Source organism: Oceanimonas sp. CAM02 (genome assembly GCF_032842915.1).
Taxonomy (GTDB): Bacteria; Pseudomonadota; Gammaproteobacteria; order Enterobacterales; family Aeromonadaceae; genus Oceanimonas; species Oceanimonas smirnovii.
Genome location: NZ_JAWJBK010000003.1, coordinates 1 through 19,321, shown reverse-complemented (window position 1 = coordinate 19,321; position 19,321 = coordinate 1). Strand labels below are relative to the sequence as shown.

Annotated in this window: 20 protein-coding genes and 2 tRNA genes; 6 read left to right on the top strand and 16 right to left on the bottom strand. The window is 56.8% G+C overall.

Annotated elements, in window-relative coordinates:
* Nucleotides 1-2: 2 nt before the first annotated feature.
* The 4 genes from pdxA to R0I78_RS00310 are packed head-to-tail and all read left to right on the top strand — an operon-like array spanning nt 3 to nt 2,983.
* On the top strand, nt 3-992 hold the full coding sequence (gene pdxA, locus R0I78_RS00325; RefSeq protein ID WP_026344870.1) for a 4-hydroxythreonine-4-phosphate dehydrogenase PdxA: 990 nt from the start codon (nt 3-5) through the stop codon (nt 990-992).
* The gene (gene rsmA / locus R0I78_RS00320; RefSeq protein ID WP_019935316.1) at nt 985-1,794 is read left to right on the top strand and encodes a 16S rRNA (adenine(1518)-N(6)/adenine(1519)-N(6))-dimethyltransferase RsmA; all 810 of its coding nucleotides are present in this window, start codon (nt 985-987) and stop codon (nt 1,792-1,794) included. The genes pdxA and rsmA overlap by 8 nt, the downstream gene beginning before the upstream one ends.
* Nucleotides 1,794-2,168, top strand: a complete 375-nt coding sequence (apaG, locus tag R0I78_RS00315; RefSeq protein ID WP_317073875.1) for a Co2+/Mg2+ efflux protein ApaG — start codon at nt 1,794-1,796, stop codon at nt 2,166-2,168. The genes rsmA and apaG overlap by 1 nt, the downstream gene beginning before the upstream one ends.
* On the top strand, nt 2,168-2,983 hold the full coding sequence (locus R0I78_RS00310; protein ID WP_317073874.1) for a symmetrical bis(5'-nucleosyl)-tetraphosphatase: 816 nt from the start codon (nt 2,168-2,170) through the stop codon (nt 2,981-2,983). The genes apaG and R0I78_RS00310 overlap by 1 nt, the downstream gene beginning before the upstream one ends.
* A gap of 7 nt (nt 2,984-2,990) precedes the next feature.
* Here R0I78_RS00310 and folA read toward each other — a convergent pair whose 3' ends face one another.
* From folA to rplU, 4 genes are all read right to left on the bottom strand, one after another.
* The gene (folA, locus tag R0I78_RS00305; RefSeq protein WP_317073873.1) at nt 2,991-3,476 is read right to left on the bottom strand and encodes a type 3 dihydrofolate reductase; all 486 of its coding nucleotides are present in this window, start codon (nt 3,474-3,476) and stop codon (nt 2,991-2,993) included.
* A 9-nt stretch (nt 3,477-3,485) separates the two neighbouring features.
* Nucleotides 3,486-4,643, bottom strand: a complete 1,158-nt coding sequence (gene cgtA, locus R0I78_RS00300) for an Obg family GTPase CgtA (protein ID WP_019935312.1) — start codon at nt 4,641-4,643, stop codon at nt 3,486-3,488.
* 116 nt (nt 4,644-4,759) lie between these two features.
* On the bottom strand, nt 4,760-5,017 hold the full coding sequence (gene rpmA, locus R0I78_RS00295; RefSeq protein WP_019935311.1) for a 50S ribosomal protein L27: 258 nt from the start codon (nt 5,015-5,017) through the stop codon (nt 4,760-4,762).
* Nucleotides 5,018-5,034: 17 nt separating this feature from the next.
* A complete protein-coding gene (gene rplU, locus R0I78_RS00290) occupies nt 5,035-5,346 on the bottom strand; it encodes a 50S ribosomal protein L21 (RefSeq protein ID WP_019935310.1) in 312 nt (103 codons plus the stop codon).
* 237 nt (nt 5,347-5,583) lie between these two features.
* Here rplU and ispB point away from each other — a divergent pair, with 237 nt between their 5' ends.
* On the top strand, nt 5,584-6,558 hold the full coding sequence (gene ispB, locus R0I78_RS00285; protein ID WP_317073872.1) for an octaprenyl diphosphate synthase: 975 nt from the start codon (nt 5,584-5,586) through the stop codon (nt 6,556-6,558).
* Nucleotides 6,559-6,719: 161 nt separating this feature from the next.
* Here ispB and R0I78_RS00280 read toward each other — a convergent pair whose 3' ends face one another.
* From R0I78_RS00280 to R0I78_RS00235, 10 genes are all read right to left on the bottom strand, one after another.
* Entirely contained in the window at nt 6,720-8,018 is a 1,299-nt protein-coding gene (locus R0I78_RS00280; RefSeq protein ID WP_317073871.1) for an adenylosuccinate synthase, read from the bottom strand.
* Between the two features lie 145 nt (nt 8,019-8,163).
* A complete protein-coding gene (hflC, locus tag R0I78_RS00275; RefSeq protein WP_019935307.1) occupies nt 8,164-9,048 on the bottom strand; it encodes a protease modulator HflC in 885 nt (294 codons plus the stop codon).
* A 3-nt stretch (nt 9,049-9,051) separates the two neighbouring features.
* Nucleotides 9,052-10,224 carry an FtsH protease activity modulator HflK gene (gene hflK / locus R0I78_RS00270; RefSeq protein WP_317073869.1) on the bottom strand — a complete coding sequence of 391 codons (1,173 nt, stop codon included), beginning with the start codon at nt 10,222-10,224 and terminating at the stop codon, nt 9,052-9,054.
* 62 nt (nt 10,225-10,286) lie between these two features.
* On the bottom strand, nt 10,287-11,573 hold the full coding sequence (gene hflX, locus R0I78_RS00265) for a ribosome rescue GTPase HflX (RefSeq protein ID WP_019935305.1): 1,287 nt from the start codon (nt 11,571-11,573) through the stop codon (nt 10,287-10,289).
* Between the two features lie 42 nt (nt 11,574-11,615).
* On the bottom strand, nt 11,616-11,885 hold the full coding sequence (gene hfq, locus R0I78_RS00260; protein ID WP_019935304.1) for an RNA chaperone Hfq: 270 nt from the start codon (nt 11,883-11,885) through the stop codon (nt 11,616-11,618).
* Between the two features lie 37 nt (nt 11,886-11,922).
* Nucleotides 11,923-12,864 carry a tRNA (adenosine(37)-N6)-dimethylallyltransferase MiaA gene (miaA, locus tag R0I78_RS00255; RefSeq protein WP_019935303.1) on the bottom strand — a complete coding sequence of 314 codons (942 nt, stop codon included), beginning with the start codon at nt 12,862-12,864 and terminating at the stop codon, nt 11,923-11,925.
* Nucleotides 12,854-14,635, bottom strand: a complete 1,782-nt coding sequence (mutL, locus tag R0I78_RS00250; protein ID WP_317073868.1) for a DNA mismatch repair endonuclease MutL — start codon at nt 14,633-14,635, stop codon at nt 12,854-12,856. The genes miaA and mutL overlap by 11 nt, the downstream gene beginning before the upstream one ends.
* A 1-nt stretch (nt 14,636) precedes the next feature.
* Nucleotides 14,637-15,953, bottom strand: coding sequence for an N-acetylmuramoyl-L-alanine amidase (locus tag R0I78_RS00245; RefSeq protein WP_317073881.1), 1,317 nt, complete (start codon nt 15,951-15,953; stop codon nt 14,637-14,639).
* Nucleotides 15,953-16,414, bottom strand: coding sequence for a tRNA (adenosine(37)-N6)-threonylcarbamoyltransferase complex ATPase subunit type 1 TsaE (tsaE, locus tag R0I78_RS00240; protein WP_211212446.1), 462 nt, complete (start codon nt 16,412-16,414; stop codon nt 15,953-15,955). The genes R0I78_RS00245 and tsaE overlap by 1 nt, the downstream gene beginning before the upstream one ends.
* Complete coding sequence (locus tag R0I78_RS00235) at nt 16,380-17,891, bottom strand: NAD(P)H-hydrate dehydratase (RefSeq protein ID WP_317073867.1); 1,512 nt, start codon at nt 17,889-17,891, stop codon at nt 16,380-16,382. The genes tsaE and R0I78_RS00235 overlap by 35 nt, the downstream gene beginning before the upstream one ends.
* Here R0I78_RS00235 and queG point away from each other — a divergent pair.
* Entirely contained in the window at nt 17,890-19,017 is a 1,128-nt protein-coding gene (gene queG, locus R0I78_RS00230) for a tRNA epoxyqueuosine(34) reductase QueG (RefSeq protein ID WP_317073866.1), read from the top strand. The genes R0I78_RS00235 and queG overlap by 2 nt on opposite strands.
* Nucleotides 19,018-19,099: 82 nt before the next feature.
* Here the strand turns inward: queG and R0I78_RS00225 are convergent.
* Together R0I78_RS00225 and R0I78_RS00220 are read right to left on the bottom strand one after the other, a co-directional pair.
* A tRNA-Gly gene (locus tag R0I78_RS00225) sits at nt 19,100-19,175 on the bottom strand.
* A gap of 44 nt (nt 19,176-19,219) precedes the next feature.
* Nucleotides 19,220-19,295 (bottom strand) — tRNA-Gly (locus R0I78_RS00220).
* Nucleotides 19,296-19,321: the final 26 nt, after the last annotated feature.

The following is a 19,321-nucleotide window of genomic DNA, read 5'->3' as shown; positions in this document are numbered from 1 at the left end:
TCGTGAGTTGTAAACGCATAGCCATCACCCCCGGAGAGCCCGCTGGCATAGGCCCGGAGCTGATGCTGGCGCTGGCCGACCTGGACTGGCCGGCCGAGCTGGTAGTAATTGCCGACCCGGAGCTGATTAAAGCCCGGGCTGAACTGTTGGGCCGGGATATCACCCTGCTTACCTATGATCCACAGGCTGAACCCAGGCCACAAATGGCCGGCACCCTGACAGTAGCACCGGTTAAAATGGCCAGACCCGCCACTCCTGGCGTGCTGGATGAAGCCAACGGCCTTTATGTGCTGGAAACCCTGAAACGGGCATCCGACGGCAACATGACCGGCGAGTTTGATGCGGTGGTAACCGGCCCGGTCAACAAGGGTATTATCAACAAGGCCGGCGTGTCTTTCAGTGGCCACACCGAGTTTTTTGCCCAGCAGGCCAATGTGCCTGATGTGGTCATGCTGCTGGCCACCCCCGGACTGAGAGTCGCCCAGGTGACTACTCATATTCCGCTGGCTTATGTGTCAAAAGCCATTACCCATGAGCGTCTGACCAAAATTACCCGCATTCTGCATGCCGAGCTGAAAAGCAAATTTGGCATTGCAAGCCCGCGTATTTATGTGTGTGGCCTGAACCCCCACGCCGGAGAAGACGGGCACCTTGGGCGGGAAGAAATTGATGTCATTATTCCTGCCCTGAACGAACTGCGTGAAGAAGGCATGGATTTGGTTGGCCCGCTCTCGGCCGATACCGTATTCAATGAAAAATACATGAAAGATGCCGATGCCTTTCTCGCCATGTATCACGACCAGGGTCTGCCGGTGCTGAAATACATCGGCTTTGGCAAGGCCGTTAACATTACCCTGGGACTGCCCTTTATTCGTACTTCGGTCGATCACGGCACTGCCCTGGAGCTGGCCGGCACCGACCAGATTGACGCGGGCAGCATGCTGTGCGCACTAAACCAAGCCATTGAGATGATAGAAAAACGCGATGAATAGCAAGGTCCACCAAGGCCACAAGGCCCGTAAACGTTTTGGTCAGAACTTTTTGCACGATGATTACACCATCGATCAGATAGTCAATGCCATTCATCCGTCCGACGACTTTACCATGGTCGAAATCGGTCCTGGTCTGGGTGCGCTTACCGGCCCGGTGTGCGAGCGTATTGAACGCCTGAATGTTGTCGAGCTGGACCGGGACCTGGCTGCCCGTCTGGCAACCCACCCCTTTCTGAAAGATAAGCTCAATATTCATCAGGCCGACGCCATGAAGTTTGACTTCAGCAGCCTGTGCGAACCCGGCAAAAAACTGAAAATTTTCGGTAACCTGCCTTACAACATCTCCACCCAGCTGATGTTCCATTTATTTGAGTTCTCGGCACTGGTGCAGGACATGCACTTTATGCTGCAAAAGGAAGTGGTGAACCGGCTCGCTGCCGGTCCGGGCAGCAAGGCCTATGGCCGCCTCAGTGTGATGGCGCAATATTACTGTGAAGTCGTCCCCGTACTGGAAGTGGGACCGGAGGCCTTCAAGCCTGCGCCCAAGGTCGACTCGGCGGTAGTGCGGCTGCTGCCATTTGAGACACCGCCGCATCCGGCTCAGAGCCTCAAGGATCTGTCCCGGATCACCGCAGATGCGTTTGGTCAGCGCCGCAAGACCATTCGTAACAGCCTGAGCCACCTGTTTACTGCGGACGAGATCACTGCCCTGGGCCTGGATCCTTCCACTCGTCCGGAGCAGCTGACCCTGGCGCAATACGTTACGCTGGCCAATGCCCTGTCACAAAAGAAGGAGTCCTGATGTCTGCTGCTGCCATTCATATTACTCCGGTGCCCCGCTATCTTGCGGATCGTTCGTCGCCGGAAGATGAGCATTATGTGTTTGCCTATACCATCACCATTGACAACCAAAGTGATGAAACCGTTACGCTGATCAGCCGGCGCTGGTTGATCACTGATGCCAACGGCAAACGTATTGAAGTGGAAGGCAGCGGTGTGGTGGGTGAGCAGCCTACTATTGCAGCGGGGGATGATTATACCTATACCAGTGGTGTGAGCCTGGAAACACCGGTGGGCGTGATGGAAGGCTTTTATACCCTGCGCCGGGATGACGGCAGCGAGTTTGAGGCCCCCATAGCGCCCTTTCGTCTGGCCCAGCCGAATCTGATCAACTGATGGCCACCTATATTGTCGGCGATCTGCAGGGATGCCTGAGCGAGCTGAACCAGTTACTGGCCGGCGTGGGCTTTACTCCGTCCCGGGATCAGCTCTGGCTGACCGGTGATCTGGTGGCACGGGGGCCAGACTCCCTGGGTTGTCTGCGCCGGGTCATGGCCCTGGGCAATGCCGCCACCACAGTACTGGGTAATCACGATCTGCATCTGCTGGCGGTTGCTGCCGGCCTGCGCAAGCCCAAGCAAGCAGACAAAGTTCAACGCATTCTGCAGGCTGCCGACAGTACTGACTTACTGTTCTGGCTGCGGCAGCAGCCACTGCTGGCAGAGCACAGCGAACATGGCTTTATAATGACCCATGCCGGTATTCCGCCCCAGTGGTCGGTTGAACAGGCGCGTGCGGCGGCACGATTCGCTGAAACTGAACTGCGTTCTGAGCACTATCTGGATCGATTACGAGATATGTACGGCAACCAGCCGGACCGCTGGCGTGAGGATCTGGACGAACTTGACCGGCTGCGCTTTACCATCAATGCCCTTACCCGCATGCGGCTGTGCTATGCCGATGGCCGGCTGGACTTTGACTTCAAGGAAGGTCTGGACAAGGTGCCGGCAACACTTAAACCCTGGTTTGAGCTGCGCAGTGAACATCAGGATCCGCCGCTGGTGTTTGGTCACTGGGCGGCACTGGAAGGCCAGTGTGACACAGCCGGCATCCATGCGCTGGACACCGGCTGTGTGTGGGGTGGCAGCCTGACGCTGCTGCATTGGGAAACCGGTGAGCGCATCAGCACGCCCTGCCCTGTGCATGCCTGAGTGGTAATTAACCCCGCTCCAGCACCTGAAACCGGCAGTCGTACTCATTGCGTTCATCGGCGGCACGCACCTCTTCACGCATCAGTTTCCACGCTTGCTCATCCAGAGCAGGAAAACGGGTATCACCGTCAATATTGGCTTCTATACGAGTAATATAAAGCCGGTCCGCCAGCGGCAGAAAGGCGGCATAGAGCTGGCCGCCGCCCATGACCATGACCTCTTCGTAACCATTCAGCAGCGCAATGGCTTCCTCGGGGGACGACACCAGCTCGGTACCCGCCGGTGCCTCTCTCAGCGAGCGGCTGACAATCACATTGCGCCGCCCGGGCAGCGGCCGGCCGATGGACTCATGTGTGTTACGTCCCATGATCACCGGCTTGCCCAGGGTGGTTTGCTTGAAGTAGGCCAGATCCGCCGGCAGGTGCCAGGGCATGTCATTATCCTTGCCGATAATACCGTTTCGAGTCATGGCCACTATCATGGATAACATCATGCTGTCCGCTTACTCCTTGGTGTAGATAACGTGACCGTCATCTTCTTCATCGTCCCAGTCATCATCCTCATCTTCCGCTTCGTGCATGGCTGACTGATGATATTCATCCCACTTGAAGCTGACCGGCTCACGGGCTGCTTCCAGCTCTTCCTGAGTGCGCGGGTGCTCGTCCAGGAAGGCCATCAGTGCCTGAGTCAGCTCACGGGTACCGCTCTTGCTGATGGCGCTCATGCGGTGTACCGGCCCCTGCCAGTCAAGCAGCTCGGTGACGCGGGCAATGACTTCTTCGGCCTGCTCGTCATCCACCAGATCCAGCTTGTTAAATACCAGCCAGCGTGGTTTGGCAGCCAGCTCTTCGCTGTATTGGTTCAGCTCGTTGACAATGATGTCGGCGTTATCGGCAGGATCCGAGCCGTCAACGGGCAGCACGTCAATAATGTGCAGCAGTATACGGCAGCGTTCCAGATGCTTGAGAAAGCGAATGCCAAGGCCGGCACCATCGGCAGCACCTTCAATCAGACCGGGAATATCTGCCACGACAAAGCTTTTCTGGCCGTCACAACGCACTACCCCCAGGTTGGGCACCAGGGTGGTAAAGGGGTAATCCGCCACCTTGGGCTTGGCTGCCGATACCGAACGGATAAAGGTGGATTTGCCGGCATTGGGCAGGCCCAGCAGACCCACATCAGCCAGCAGCAGCAGCTCCAGCAGCACATTACGGATTTCTCCCGGGGTGCCGTTGGTCTTTTGCCGCGGTGCCCGGTTTACCGAGCTTTTGAAGCGGGTATTACCCAGACCGTGAAAACCGCCCTTGGCCACCAGTAATTTCTGGCCATGGCGGGTCAGATCGCCGAGGATCTCGCCGGTCATTTCATCCTTGGCACGGGTACCCACGGGCACCGTCAGCACCAGATCCTTACCGCGCTTGCCAGTACAATTGCCGCCCCGGCCATTCTCGCCACGTTCGGCACGATGAAAGCGCTCGAAGTGATAGTCGATCAGGGTGTTGAGGTTTTCGTCGGCCAGCATATACACATCGCCGCCATCGCCGCCGTCACCACCATCGGGGCCGCCTTTGGGAATATACTTCTCCCGGCGAAAGCTTACACAACCATTACCGCCGTCGCCCGCCTCGATGCGGATCTCCGCTTCATCGACAAATTTCATTTCACTGCTCTCCCATTCGTTTTCTGAGCCTGTCTATCCGGCTCTTGCCGAACGTGCCTTTATTAAAGCAAAAAGCCCCGCCGGTTGGCGGGGCTTTTTAAAGTCCTGATCGTAGCTTACTCGGCTACAATGCTGACGAACTTACGGTTCTGAGGACCTTTAACTTCAAACTTCACCTTGCCGTCGGCTTTGGCGAACAGAGTGTGGTCCTTGCCCAGGCCTACGTTGTCGCCGGCATGGAATTTGGTGCCGCGCTGACGAACGATGATGTTGCCCGCCAGGACAGATTCACCACCGTAACGCTTTACACCAAGACGTTTGCTTTCTGAGTCGCGACCGTTACGAGTAGAGCCGCCTGCTTTTTTATGTGCCATGGAACTTAACTCCTCTCTTAGGCGCTGATACCAGTGATTTTCACCTCAGTGAACCACTGACGGTGACCCTGCTGTTTGCGAGAGTGCTTACGACGACGGAACTTAACGATCTTGACTTTTTTGCCACGACCGTGAGTAACTACTTCAGCAGTTACCTTGCCACCATCAACGTAGGGTACACCTACTTTAACGTTTTCACCTTGGGCTACCATCAGCACTTTGTCGAACTCGACAGAAGCGCCGGTTTCTACGTCCAGTTTTTCCAGACGAACAACCTGGCCTTCGGCTACACGGTGCTGTTTTCCGCCGCTTTGGATTACCGCGTACATGATTTTAACTCCGAATATGGCACTTATGCCCGCTGAAGGGCTGTGCACTAAAACTGTTTTACAATGGTCGCGCATTGTACGCAAATTGATCCCCTGAGACAAGGGGAGAGAGCGCAAAAAAATGATGCCCGTCCGCATTGCAGACCATGCCTGCCCGGACAGGTTTATCCCTTTGACGAATCGTGTAAAATCCTAACATTATTGAATTCACACTGCATCGTCCGGCTTATAACTTTTATGGTAGATATTCACAGGATCAAACAACTGACCGAGCAGGACATGCAAGCGGTCAACGAACTCATCATGACCCGCCTGCAGTCAGACGTCGGTCTGATCAATCAGCTGGGATTTTATATTGTCAGCGCCGGCGGCAAACGCATGCGCCCCATGCTCACCGTGCTCAGCGCCCGGGCACTGGGCTACGAAGGCACTGACCACATCAAGCTGGCCGCCCTGCTGGAGTTTATTCATACCTCCACCCTGCTGCACGACGATGTGGTAGACGAATCGGACCTGCGCCGGGGCCGGGATACCGCCAATGCGCTGTTCGGTAACGCTGCCAGCGTGCTGGTGGGCGACTTTCTTTATACCCGCTCCTTTCAGATGATGACAGAGCTGAACAGCATGCGCATTATGCAGCTGCTGAGTGAAGCCACCAACGTCATCGCTGAAGGGGAAGTATTGCAGTTAATGAACTGCAATGACCCGGATACTACCGAAGCCAGCTATATGCAGGTGATCTACTGCAAAACCGCCAAGCTGTTTGAGGCAGCCACCCGCCTGGCAGCCGTGCTGACTCATCAGCCTGAAGCCACCGAGCAGGCCATGCTGGATTACGGCAAGTATCTGGGCACAGCGTTTCAGTTAATGGACGATGTGATGGACTATTGCTCCGATGCCAGTGACATGGGCAAAAATGTGGGCGATGACCTGGCAGAGGGCAAGCCCACGCTACCCCTGCTGCGAGCCATGGAAAATGGCACGCCGGCTCAGCGTGAGCGTATTCGTGATGCCATCACTAACCGCACCGGCATGGATCATCTGGATGAGATCATGGCGATTCTGGAGCAGACCCAAGCCCTGGAATATTGTCGCCGGCGCGCCCGGGAAGAAGCGCAGAAAGCCATTGATGCACTGCATGTACTGCCCGACTCCGAGCACAAGGCCGCCCTGATTGATCTGGCCCATATGGCAGTCGAGCGCAGCCGCTGATCTGCAGACTATCGTCACTCCGGGCTTGACCCGGAGTCCATGACTGACGACATCAACGTCTGCAGAATGGGTTCCGGCCTTAGCCGGAATGACCAAAGTGAATCAAACAAAAACGCCGGCTCAGTGAGCCGGCGTTTTTTTTATTGCGTGCAGTTTAAAGTTCAGGCTTCAAACGGGTGACGCAGTATCATGGTTTCGGCACGATCCGGGCCAGTAGAAATAATATCTACCGGTACACCGGTCAGCTCTTCAATGCGTTTGATATAATCACGCGCCGCCTGAGGCAGACCTTCTACCGTGGTCACGCCGAAGGTGTTATCACTCCAGCCGGGCATGGACTCGTATACCGGTGTCACTGTCTCATAGCCTTCAGCAGCCATGGGCGGCACATCCTGCACCGAGCCATCAGGCATCTTGTAACCGGTACAGATCTTGATCTCGTCAAGACCGTCGAGCACATCAAGCTTGGTCAGGCAGAAGCCGGTAATGGAGTTCACCTGAATGGCGCGCTTCATGGCCACCATATCGAGCCAGCCGGTACGACGTTTGCGGCCGGTAGTAGCACCAAACTCATGCCCCTTCACACCCAGGTGCTGACCGACATCGTCAAACAGCTCTGTAGGGAACGGACCAGAGCCCACGCGAGTGGTGTAGGCCTTGATAATGCCCAGCACATAATCCACATAGCAGGGGCCAAAACCGGAGCCGGTGGCCACGCCGCCGGCGGTGGTGTTGGATGAGGTGACGTAAGGGTAGGTACCGTGATCGATGTCGAGCAGAGTGCCCTGAGCGCCTTCAAACATGATGCGCTCACCACTGCGGCGGGCCTTGTCGAGCAGGTCGGTTACATCAACCACCATGCTGGTCAGCAGCTCGGCGTAGCCTTTGGCCTGCTCCAGTATCTCATCGTAAGATACTTCTTCAACGCCATAGAAACCCTTGAGCTGGAAGTTATAGTATTCCACTACTTCTTTCAGCTTATGGGCAAAGGTGTTCATGTCGAACAAATCACCCACGCGCAGACAGCGACGGGCTACTTTGTCTTCATAAGCAGGGCCGATACCACGCCCGGTGGTGCCAATGGCTTTATTACCACGGGCCTTTTCGCGGGCCTGATCCATGGCAACATGGTAAGGCAGAATAAGCGGGCAGGCTTCGCTCAGTTTCAGGCGTTCCCGCACCGGCACACCACTTTCTTCCAGGCCGGCCATTTCCTTCAGCAAAGCGTCAGGAGACAGCACAACGCCGTTGGCGATGATACAGGTGCAATTGTCGCGCAGGATACCTGAGGGAATGAGATGGAGGACGGTCTTTCTGCCGTCGATAACCAGGGTGTGTCCGGCGTTGTGGCCGCCCTGATAACGTACAACATAACGAGCCTTGTCGGTCAGCAGATCGACAACTTTGCCCTTGCCTTCGTCACCCCACTGGGTGCCTAGTACAACAACGTTTTGTCCCATTTTCTCTAACTGTCGAGTTGTTAAAAATGGAGTCTACCAAATTTTGACCAAGGCCGGAACTGCTGGACGGCCGGATTGCTGAAAATATTATCACGCTCAAAAAAAAGCCCGGTTTCCCGGGCTTTTTACTGATTCAGCAGACTGATTAATTGCCTTGCGGATCCTTCAGGAAGCGGAAGAAGTCGCCGTCCGGTTTCAGGATCATCATATCTCCACCCTGCTCAAAGCTCTTGCGGTAGGCTTCAAGGCTACGGATAAAGGTAAAGAACTGCGGATCCGCGGCATAGGCATCAGCATAAATCCTGGCTGCCTCAGCGTCCCCTTCACCACGCAGAGTACGGGAATTACGCTGGGCATCAGCGATCATAATAGTTACCCGACGATCCGCTTCGGCCTTGATGATCTCGGCCTGTTCACGGCCTTCAGAGCGATGCTCCCGGGCCACAGCGGTCCGTTCGGCACGCATACGCTGATAGATGGAGTTGGACACCTCGGTAGGCAGGTTGATCTGCTTGATGCGCACATCCACTACTTTGATCCCCAGCTCGGAAGATGACTCCAGCAAGCCTTTCAGCGCGCTTTCCATCACATCACCCCGCTCACCGGACACAATGTCACGAATGGTACGGCTGCCGATCTCCGAACGCAGACTGTTGTTGATACGACGACGCAGCAGGCTTTCTGCCTGCAGACGATTGCCGCCACCGGTGGCCAGATAATAGGATGCAAAGTTGTCGATACGCCACTTCACGTAGGAATCGATGATCAGATCCTTTTTCTCTGAGGTGACGAAACGATCCACCTGATCATCCAGGGTCTGAATGCGGGCATCCAGCTTGCGCACCTGATCGATCATCGGCACCTTGAAGTGCAGACCTGGCTGGTAAATAACCGGCAGTTCGGAATCCTGCTCGCGCTTGACCTTGCCAAACTGCAGTACTATGCCCCGCTCCCCTTCGGCAACCACAAATACCGAAGAGAAAAGCAGTATCGCCAGCAGGGCCAGCACCACGATTAATACTCTTTTCATCGCTTAGTTTCTCCCTGACGTCGGACGAATGTTGCTTCGGTCGGAGCCGGGTCTGAGCTGACCGCTGTCCTGTCCGGAAGGCACATTGTTGTTGTTCAGATAGTCGGACGTGATCACATTGGGATCCACTCGGGCTTCACGCGTCGCCTGTTGCTCCATCAGCTTATCCAGCGGCAGATACATCAGGCTGTTGCTGCCTTCCGGGGTGTCCACCACTACCTTGTTAACCTTGCTGTAAATTTCTTCCATGGTTTCAAGGTAAATACGCTGACGAGTCAGCTCCGGCTGCAGTTCATACTGGGGCAGCAGTTCACGGAAGCGGGCCACTTCACCTTCAGCACGCAATGCAATTTGCTGCTTGTAAGCTTCGGCTTCCTGCAGCAGGCGCTGAGCCTGACCACGGGCCTTGGGCTCAATTTCCCGGGCATAGGCTTCTGCTTCACGAATAAAGCGCTGTTCGTCTTCCTGAGCGGCGATGGCATCGTCAAAAGCATCCTTCACTTCTTCCGGCGGGCGGGCCGGCAGGAAGTTCAGATCCAGGATCATCAAACCGAGCTGATAGGGATCAATGATCTCTTGCAACAACTCCCGGGTTTCCTGACGTACCCGTTCACGACCCACGGTCAGCACGTCGTCCATGGTGCTGTGGCCCACCACATAGCGCAGGGCACTGTCGAGAGCCTGATGCAAACTGTCGTCGGCATTGGTGACGTTGAACAGGTAGTCACGGGGTTCGATAACGCGGTACTGCACATCCATTTCTACCCGAACCAGGTTTTCATCCCGGGTCAGCATAAAGCCGGATGCCGGCAGTGAACGCACGGTTTCCACATCTACCGGATAGACACGATCAATGAAGGTAGCTTTCCAGCTCAGGCCGGGTTCTACCGTCTGATAGAACTTGCCAAAACGCAGCACCACGCCACGCTGAGCTTCGCCAATGGTGTAGAAACCACTGACTACCCACACGGCCACCGCTATCACCAGCGCCACTATCACTCCAAAAGAGCCGAGACCACCGCCGCCATTACCAGAGCCGCGACCACCCAGCACTCCTCCCAGTTTTCCGCTCAGGTTGCGGATCACCTTGTCCAGATCCGGCGGGCCCTGATGCTTGCCGTCATTCCCCCAGGGATCACGGTCTTTGCCACCATTTCCAGGCTCATTCCAAGCCATTTGTATCTCCGTCTTTCTGGTTTATGAAATTAACTCTACCAAGCAATGGATCATTCAGGCAATCAATCGCTTATAAAGCTTTCCAGTTGCTCACCTTCCTGTTTGAGCAGCCGGTGCCAGTCAGCTTGCTGCAAACGAATATCCACCACGTATTCACCCTGTTCGCCAAAAGCTTCTGCCACTATGCCGTTAAGCGCATAAAGCCGGCTGCGCAGCCGCGAGGCCGATGGCGGCAACGTCAGTCTGTGTTCGATCAGGGTGCCGGCCAGACGCTCATTCAGTGCTTCTAACAGACCATCAATACCGAGACCTTGTTGCGCTGATACCCACACTGCCCGCGGACGGCCTTCGTCATCCCGCTCGGTACGGGGTAACGGCTGATCAAGCTTATCGATTTTGTTGTAAACCATGAGTACCGGAATTTCATCGGATTCGATCTGTTCCAGTACCGAGTTTACCTCGTCGATATTGTCCCGCATCTGTTCATCAGCACAGTCCACCACATGCAGCAACAGGTCAGCATCCCGGGTTTCCTGCAGCGTCGCCTTGAAGGCTGCCACCAAATCGTGCGGCAGATGACGAATAAAACCCACTGTATCAGCCAGAATAGCCGGCCCTGCATCGGGCAACTCAATTTTTCGCAAGGTCGGATCCAGAGTGGCAAACAGCTGATCCGCGGCGTATACCCCGGCCTGGGTCAGCCGGTTGAACAGGGTCGACTTGCCGGCGTTGGTATAGCCTACCAGAGACAGGGTAGGAATTTCGTTGCGCTGACGCGCACGCCGGCCCTGCTCCCGCTGGCGGGATACTTTTTCAAGTCGCTTGCGAATATATTTGATGCGCTCTCGCAACAGCCGGCGGTCAGTTTCCAGCTGGGTTTCACCCGGACCACGCAGGCCGATACCGCCCTTCTGTCGCTCCAGGTGGGTCCAGCCACGCACCAGCCGGGTAGATAAATGGCTGAGCTGAGCCAGCTCTACCTGTAATTTGCCTTCATGGGTACGCGCACGCTGAGCAAAAATATCGAGAATAAGACCAGTGCGATCCAGTACCCGGCACTTGACTTCCCGCTCCAGGTTACGTTCCTGGGCAGGAGACAGACTGTGATTGAAAATCACCACATCGGCCTGGTGCATTTGCACCAGTGCCGCCAGCTCTTCTACCTTGCCGGTGCCGATAAAGAACTTGGACTGGGGAGCTGCCCGGCTCGAGGTGACCACGGCACAGGTGGTGACTCCTGCTGAATCAGTCAGCAGTTCAAGCTCTTCAAGATCTTCCCGCTCACTGTCGTCAGTGAAATTAATATGCACCAAAATGGCGGACTCACCACCCTGATAACGTTCAAACATAGGGGGTCCTCCGTCTGCCGGCCATCACTAATTCAGCGTAACTCAATCTTGATCCTGCTCACTGTCGGCCTGTTCCTGATGGCTGCCTGACGGTACACTCAGGTGCTGCACCGGACGGGCCGGTACCACGGTAGAGATGGCATGCTTGTACACCATTTGACTGACGGTGTTTTTCAGCAGAATAACGAATTGGTCAAACGACTCTATCTGGCCCTGCAGCTTGATGCCATTGACCAGATAAATAGAGACGGGTACCCGCTCCCGGCGCAGTGCGTTCAGAAACGGATCCTGCAGTGATTGCCCCTTAGCCATTTTTGTTGTCCTTATCTTTTGTAATAGTGGAAATTTATTATTGTTTTACTGACTGGGCCAGTATTACCTGCTCAATCAGTTGCCGTCCGGCGTCCTTGTCGTCGGTATCGAGCCAGGTCAGCTCAGGCCAGCCCCGCAGCCAGGTCAGCTGTCGCTTGGCCAGCTGACGGGTGGCGGCAATACCACGCTGTACCATTTCATCATAGCCAACATTACCGGCCAGGTAATCCCACATTTGCCGGTAGCCTACGCAGCGAACAGACGGCAGCTCGGTGTGCAGATCTCCCCGCTCATATAATGCCCGCACTTCCTGCTCAAATCCCTGGTTCAGCATCAGCTCAAAGCGCTCGGCAATGCGGCGGTGTAACGTGGCACGCTCAGCCGGTGCAATCGCAAACTGTAACACTTTGTAAGGCAAGGGATCACCCTTGCTTTGGGTTAATTCTGTGAGCGTTTTACCGGAAATTCGAAAAACCTCCAATGCTCTGGACAGGCGCTGAGGATCGTTGGGATGAATACGCGCCGCCGAGACAGGATCGATTTGGGCAAGCTCATGATGCAATGCCGTCCAGCCCCGCGCGGCAGCATCACTTTCTATGCCGGCACGCACTGCAGAGTCTGCCGAAGGCAAGGGGGACAATCCTTCCAGCAGCGCCTTGAAATACAGCATGGTGCCGCCTACCAGCAGCGGAATACGCCCGGCCTGAGTCACCTCCGCCATGGCAGCCAGGGCGTCGCGACGAAAATCAGCGGCAGAGTAGGCATCCAGCGGATCAATCAGATCAATCAGCCGGTGCGGCGTGATAGCCTGCTCTTCTGCAGTAGGCTTGGCGGTGCCGATATCCATGCCTTTATAGACCAGCGCCGAATCGACGCTGATCACCTCGCAAGGCAATGCCCGGCACAGCTCGGTGGCCAGACCGGTTTTACCCGAGGCAGTTGGCCCCATCAGGAATATTGCCAGGGGCTTAGTGCCCATATGTCCACCTGTTAAGTTGCTCAGTAACATCCACCGGACACATAAATTCCGGTAATGGATCAGCCAGTTCAGGCAGCAGCTGCTGCCACAACGCCGTGGCTTTTTGCCAGTTCCATTCGTTATCGGCAATGGCCTGCTGCGCCAGCCACTGACACAAGGCCTGCGGCTGACTGGCCGTTTCCTGCTCCAGCCGAGCCAGCAGCTCGGGAAACAAGCGGGCCAGATCCGCATGACGCAGAGGTTGTGGCACCCGGACGAGAATAATGGTGTCACCGGGGCCGCTTTTCAACTCCAGCCCCAGCTTTTGCAGCAGCGCCTGATGAGCATGAGTCTGTGCTTTTTGCTCCGTGCTCAGCGCCAGTCGTATTGGCAGCAACAGAGGCTGAGGCGTCAGTCCTTGTTGCCAGACAGCAAACAGGGATCGCCCATTAAGCCAGGCCTGGGCCAGATTCAGTTCACACAGCCATAGCTGCTTCCGGTAAAACACCACCAGTGCCCGCTGCTGCTCCAATGTCAGTGGCATGGCATCTGCTGGGGTTTCTGTGGATACCGGTACAGACGTATCAGCACGGGGCAGCGTGGTCAGCAGGCTGTCAAGCCCCTGCCACTGCTGGCGGCTCAGACCACTGTCACTGCGCTCGGTTTGCCGGCCGTAGCCATGACTTGCAGGTGTATAGCGGGGGGCCGGTGACACTGCAGCTTCATCATACTGAGCGTCGTAGCTGGCATCGGGTTCACCGGAAAAGCCTTGCTGCGGCTCTGCAGCCGGTGCGCGCTCCTGCTCCAGGGTTTGCTGCAGCACCTGAAAAATAAAGTCATGCACCAGCCGGGCCTGATGAAACCGCACCTCATGTTTGGCCGGGTGCACGTTGACATCCACTTCGTGAGCGTCCAGCTCCAGATAGAGCACAAAAGCAGCATGACCTTCGGGCGGCAGTCTGTCTCCATAGGCCTGACGCACCGCATGATTAAACAACTTGTCACGCATCATGCGACCGTTCACATAGGTATACTGCAAATCAGGCTGGTTGCGGGCCGCAGACGGTGGTGCCAGCCAGCCCCACAGCCGCAAACCATGATGCTCGCTGTCAAATTTAAGCGCCGGCCCCACAAAAGCCTGGCCACACACCGCTGCCAGCCGTTTGTCATGCTGTGACGGCAACTTGCCGGAGCGGTACTGACGCACCGGCTTGCCATTGTGCCGCAGTGTCATATTCACATCAAAGCGACTGAGCGCAATACGCCGCAACACTTCATCGATATGACCAAACTCGGTTTTCTCGGTACGCAGAAAGCGCCGGCGGGCCGGCGTATTAAAGAACAGATCACTTACCTCTACCGTGGTGCCCTGAGGGTGAGAGGCCGGCTGCAGCTGCACCGCCATATCACGGCCTTCTGCCATGGCCTGCCAGGCTTCTTCCTGAGCCGCGGTGCGGGACGTCAGCAACAGCCTTGATACCGAACTGATTGACGCCAGTGCCTCACCGCGAAAGCCCAGGCTGACAATGGCCTCCAGGTCGTCAAGGGTGCTGACCTTGGAAGTAGCATGGCGTGACAAGGCCAGGGTGAGTTCGTCTTTGCCGATACCACAGCCGTTATCACGAATACGGATCAGCTTGGCCCCGCCTTTTTCAATATCTACCTCAATGCGGGTAGCCCCCGCATCCAGGCTGTTTTCCACCAGCTCTTTCACCACAGAGGCCGGCCGCTCCACCACTTCACCGGCGGCAATCTGATTGGCAAGACGGGCCGGTAATATTTGTATTGCCATTTTAACTACCCGGAATATTCAGCACCTGCCCTACCCGAACCACATCGGTATTTAGATCGTTGTGACCCTTGATGCGGCTGACCGAGACGCCATACCGGCGGGCGATGATCGACAGGCTTTCACCGCTTTTTACCGTATGGCGAATGGATGAGCCCGGTGCCGCCTTGGCCGCCATCATGGTGCCGTTGGGCGGGTTTTGCCGATAATAGGATTTAACGCCATTGAGCAGCGCCTGCGCAATTTTTTGCTGATGGGACGACGTCAGCAATAACTGCTCTTCATGGGGGTTCGAAATAAACCCGGCTTCAATCAGCAAAGACGGTATATCCGGCGACTTGAGCACCGCCAGGCTGGCGTGTTCGGGCTTGCGTTTATGCAGGCGCACCACCTTGGCCATTTCCGCCAATATGTGTTCACTGATGGCATAACTGTCGGCGCGGGAGCGGTCCATGGACAGATCAAGAAAGGTGCGGGTGAGATAAGGATTTCCATCGGTCTGGGAAATCACTTCCCCCACACCGCCCAGCAGCTCGGACTGACGCTCCTGTTTTTCCAGCCAGCCGGCCATTTCCCGGTTGGCGCGGTTGGATGACAGCAACCAGACCGATGCGCCACGAGGGCCCTGATTTGCCACGCTGTCGGCATGAATGGACAGCAGCAGATCGGCCCGGGCCTTGCGGGCAATTTCGGAACGCTGGTTCAGGTTCACATAATAGTCACCGGTGCGGGTCAGTACTGCACGCATGCCCGGCTCCTTGTTGATAAGATCCGCCAGCTTGCGGGAGATAGCCAGGGTAATGTGCTTCTCATGGTTCTTTTTGGGGCCAACCGCACCGGGATCTTCACCGCCGTGGCCAGCATCTATGGCCACCACCAGCTCACGCAAGCCCGCCGGAGCCATTTTACGCTCAGGAGGCTCGGGCTTTCTGCTTTGATCCTGATACGGCAAGTCGATCACCAGCCGGTGTCCGTAGTTACCGGCGGGAGCCAGCGGAAACACCACCGGGCTGGCTGATGACGTCAGCTCAAATACCAGCCGGTAACTGCCCGCCCTGGGCGGCTTGCTATCGCGAATCCGGGTGATCAGCTCACTGCTGTTTTTAATGGCAGAAAAGTTTACCCGGTTCTGTGTTTGCTCCAGATCCACCACCAGCCGGTGCGGACCATTCAGCATAAAATGATCAAAACGGGGGCTGGCCTGCATATCAAGCACAATGCGGGTATTGTTCGGTGACGGCCAGATACGAATACCTTCCAGCTGATTGGCCCAGACACTGACAGAGCAAAGTACCATAAACAGCGTCAGCAGGGTTCTCATCATGATACCGCCTTGAGCACGGCGCGGCCGGTGTCGGTATGGGCGGTGAGCATTGCCACACGGCCATCACCGTCATAGCTGAGAGTAATATCCAGATCGGCCTGAGGCAGCATCCCTGCGCCCCGCTCCGGCCACTCCACCAGACACAGGCTGTTGCCGGTAAAGTAATCACGAATGCCCATGTACTCCAGCTCTTCCGGATCCGCCAGACGATAGAGATCAAAATGATAGACGGCACGTTCACCGCACTGATAAGGCTCCACCAGAGTGTAAGTAGGACTTTTTACCTTGCCGGTATGCCCCAGCGCCTGAATCACTCCCCGGCTGAAGGTTGTTTTTCCCGCTCCCAGTTCACCATGCAGAAAAATGACACAGGCAGTATCACTGCTTTGGGCAAGGGCCTTGCCCAAAGCCAGAGTGGCGGCCTCATCGGCCAGTGTCAGGCTTATTGTTGTCATAATCATCCGTTTGATTGATAAGGCTTCTTACAGGGTAAAGCAAATCTGATGCCAGCATGCCGGTCATGCCCTGTGCGGCGGCCATGTCGCCGGCACAGGCATGCAGACATACCCCCAGACGGGCGGCACTTTCCGGCGCAAGCCCCTGGGCCAGAAAAGCGCCGATTATACCAGATAACAGGTCTCCCATACCCCCTGATGCCATGCCCGGATTACCATGAGGGCACAGTGCTGTGCCACTGGGGCCGGCAATCAGGGTTCCTGCACCTTTCAGGACCACAACGGCTCCGGTTTGTTCCCGCAGCTCTTGCACCGCCGCCAATCGGTTGGTTTCTATTTCAGCAGCCGTACACCCCAGCAAAGCGGCGGCCTCACCGGAGTGAGGGGTTAATACTGCCTGTACCGGTGCTTTGCCCTGCAGCAAATGCAGGGCATCGGCATCGATCACCATGGGTTTGCCGGCATTCAGCGCTGCCGCCATCAATGCCCGGCTCCAGTCATTGCGGCCAAGCCCCGGGCCTGTCACCAGCGCATCGCACCAATGCCACTGGCTAAACTCCGGAAAGGTGGCGGTCATCAGCTCGGGCCGGGTCAGGTTCAGCCAGTGCACATGGCTGGCATGGCTCACCAGCCGCACCAGACCGGTGCCACAGCGCAGCGCCGCTTCACCGGCCAGGCGAATAGCTCCGCTCATACCAGCATAACCGCCAGCCACCAGCAAGCGGCCGGTTTCTCCTTTGTGCGCTCCCCGGCGGCGCGCTGGCAGTGCCTTTCGCTGGGTATGCCAGTGTAACAGTTCAACAACCGGCATTGACGGCAGCCGGTGCTGAATACCCAGGTCCGCCAGGCAAACATGTCCGCACACGTCTGGTCCGCGCCCAGTCAGCAGGCCGGTTTTCAGACCCACAAAGCTGATGGTGGTATGAGCGGATACCGCCATGGCAGGAATACAGCCGGTGCCGGCACACAGACCGGATGGCACATCCATGGCCAGCACGGGCACATTCAGCCGGTTAATGGCCGCAATATGCTGCAGGGCTGCGCCCCTGGGCGTTCCGCTGAGGCCGGTGCCGAGCAAGGCGTCGATCACCAGATCGGGTGTTCCCTGCAGCGCCCCCAGCTGCTCGATGGCACCGCCGTCAGCCCGGTAATGATCCCGCGCGGTGGCGGCATCTCCGCTGAGGGCTTCGGCATCGCCCATCTGCACCAGCTGCACATGAATGCCGGCGGCACGGGCCAGCCGGGCCACCACATAGCCGTCTCCGCCGTTATTACCACCACCACAAAATACCCACCAGTGCCGGGCCTGAGGCCATTGCCGGCGGGCCAGTTCAAAGGCCGCCAGCCCGGCCCGGGACATCAGCTCAAACATGGCCATGCCCATGGCGGCAGCCGCCTGACGCTCTCCTTGTTGGATCTGCTCCGGCAGCCAGAGCCCTTGTGTTAGAATATGGGGCTTTTCCAGACCGGTAATGCTCATGACCACTCCCGACTTAGATGCATTGGCTCACGATATCAAGCTCTGGGCAGCAGAGCTAGGCTTTGACCAGGCCGGCATTACCGGGACCGATTTGTCCGGTGAAGAGCCCCTGCTCGGCAGCTGGCTGGCAAAGGGCTATCACGGTGACATGGAGTATATGGAGCGCCATGGCATGATGCGCGCCCGCCCCCATGAGCTGCTGCCGGGCACTCTGCGGGTAATTTCGGTACGCATGAGTTATTTGCCCGAGCACGCTGCCATCGCCCATGTTCTGAGCGATCCTGAGAAAGGTTACATCAGCCGTTACGCCCTTGGCCGGGATTATCACAAGGTATTACGTAACCGGCTAAAAAAACTGGCAGAAAAAATTCAGAGCCGGGCAGAGCAGCTGGTGGCCCGTCCCTTTGTCGACTCGGCCCCAGTACTGGAGCGCCCCTTGGCGGTCAATGCCGGCCTGGGCTGGACCGGCAAACATTCGCTGCTGATCAACCGGGAGCAGGGCTCTTTTTTCTTTCTGGGTGAGCTGCTGGTAAATTTGCCGCTGCCGGTAGACTCGCCGGTGGAAGAAGGCTGCGGCAATTGTGTGGCCTGCCTGACCATTTGCCCTACCCAGGCCATTGTAGAGCCCTATGTAGTGGATGCCCGCCGCTGTATTTCCTACCTCACCATTGAACTGGACGGCCCCATTCCGCAAGAGTTTCGCGCACTGATGGGTAACCGTATCTACGGCTGTGACGACTGCCAGTTAATCTGCCCCTGGAACCGCTTTGCCGGCGCCAGCCAGGAGCCGGACTTTGCGCCCAGGAAGCAGCTGCATGCGCCCCAACTGCTGGAGCTGTTCAGCTGGAACGAAACCCATTTTCTGAAAGTAACCGAAGGCAGCCCCATTCGCCGCATTGGACATCGCCGCTGGCTGCGTAATATTGCCGTGGCACTGGGCAATGCGCCCGCCAGCCCCATGGTGGTGCAGGCGCTCGAGGAAAAGCGTGATAACGTGGACGATATGGTGCGCGAGCACATTGACTGGGCGCTGGCGCAACAGAGCGGCAAGCTGGAACAGCAAAACCGTAAAACCGCCCGCCTTATTCGCGCTGTGGACAAGGGCATGCCTGTGCATGCGCGCTGAGGGTGAGGCCTCGGCAAGGTTGTGCATGAGCTTATGCTAATCCCGAATAGCAAAAAGCCGACACTAGGCCGGCTTTTCAATTTGGAGCGGGAAACGAGATTCGAACTCGCGACCCCAACCTTGGCAAGGTTGTGCTCTACCAGCTGAGCTATTCCCGCAAAACTTTTAGATACCGTTCTGGTGAGACGACATCGTTGTAACTTGGAGCGGGAAACGAGATTCGAACTCGCGACCCCAACCTTGGCAAGGTTGTGCTCTACCAGCTGAGCTATTCCCGCGTAATACTTTTTACTTGTGCATGGGG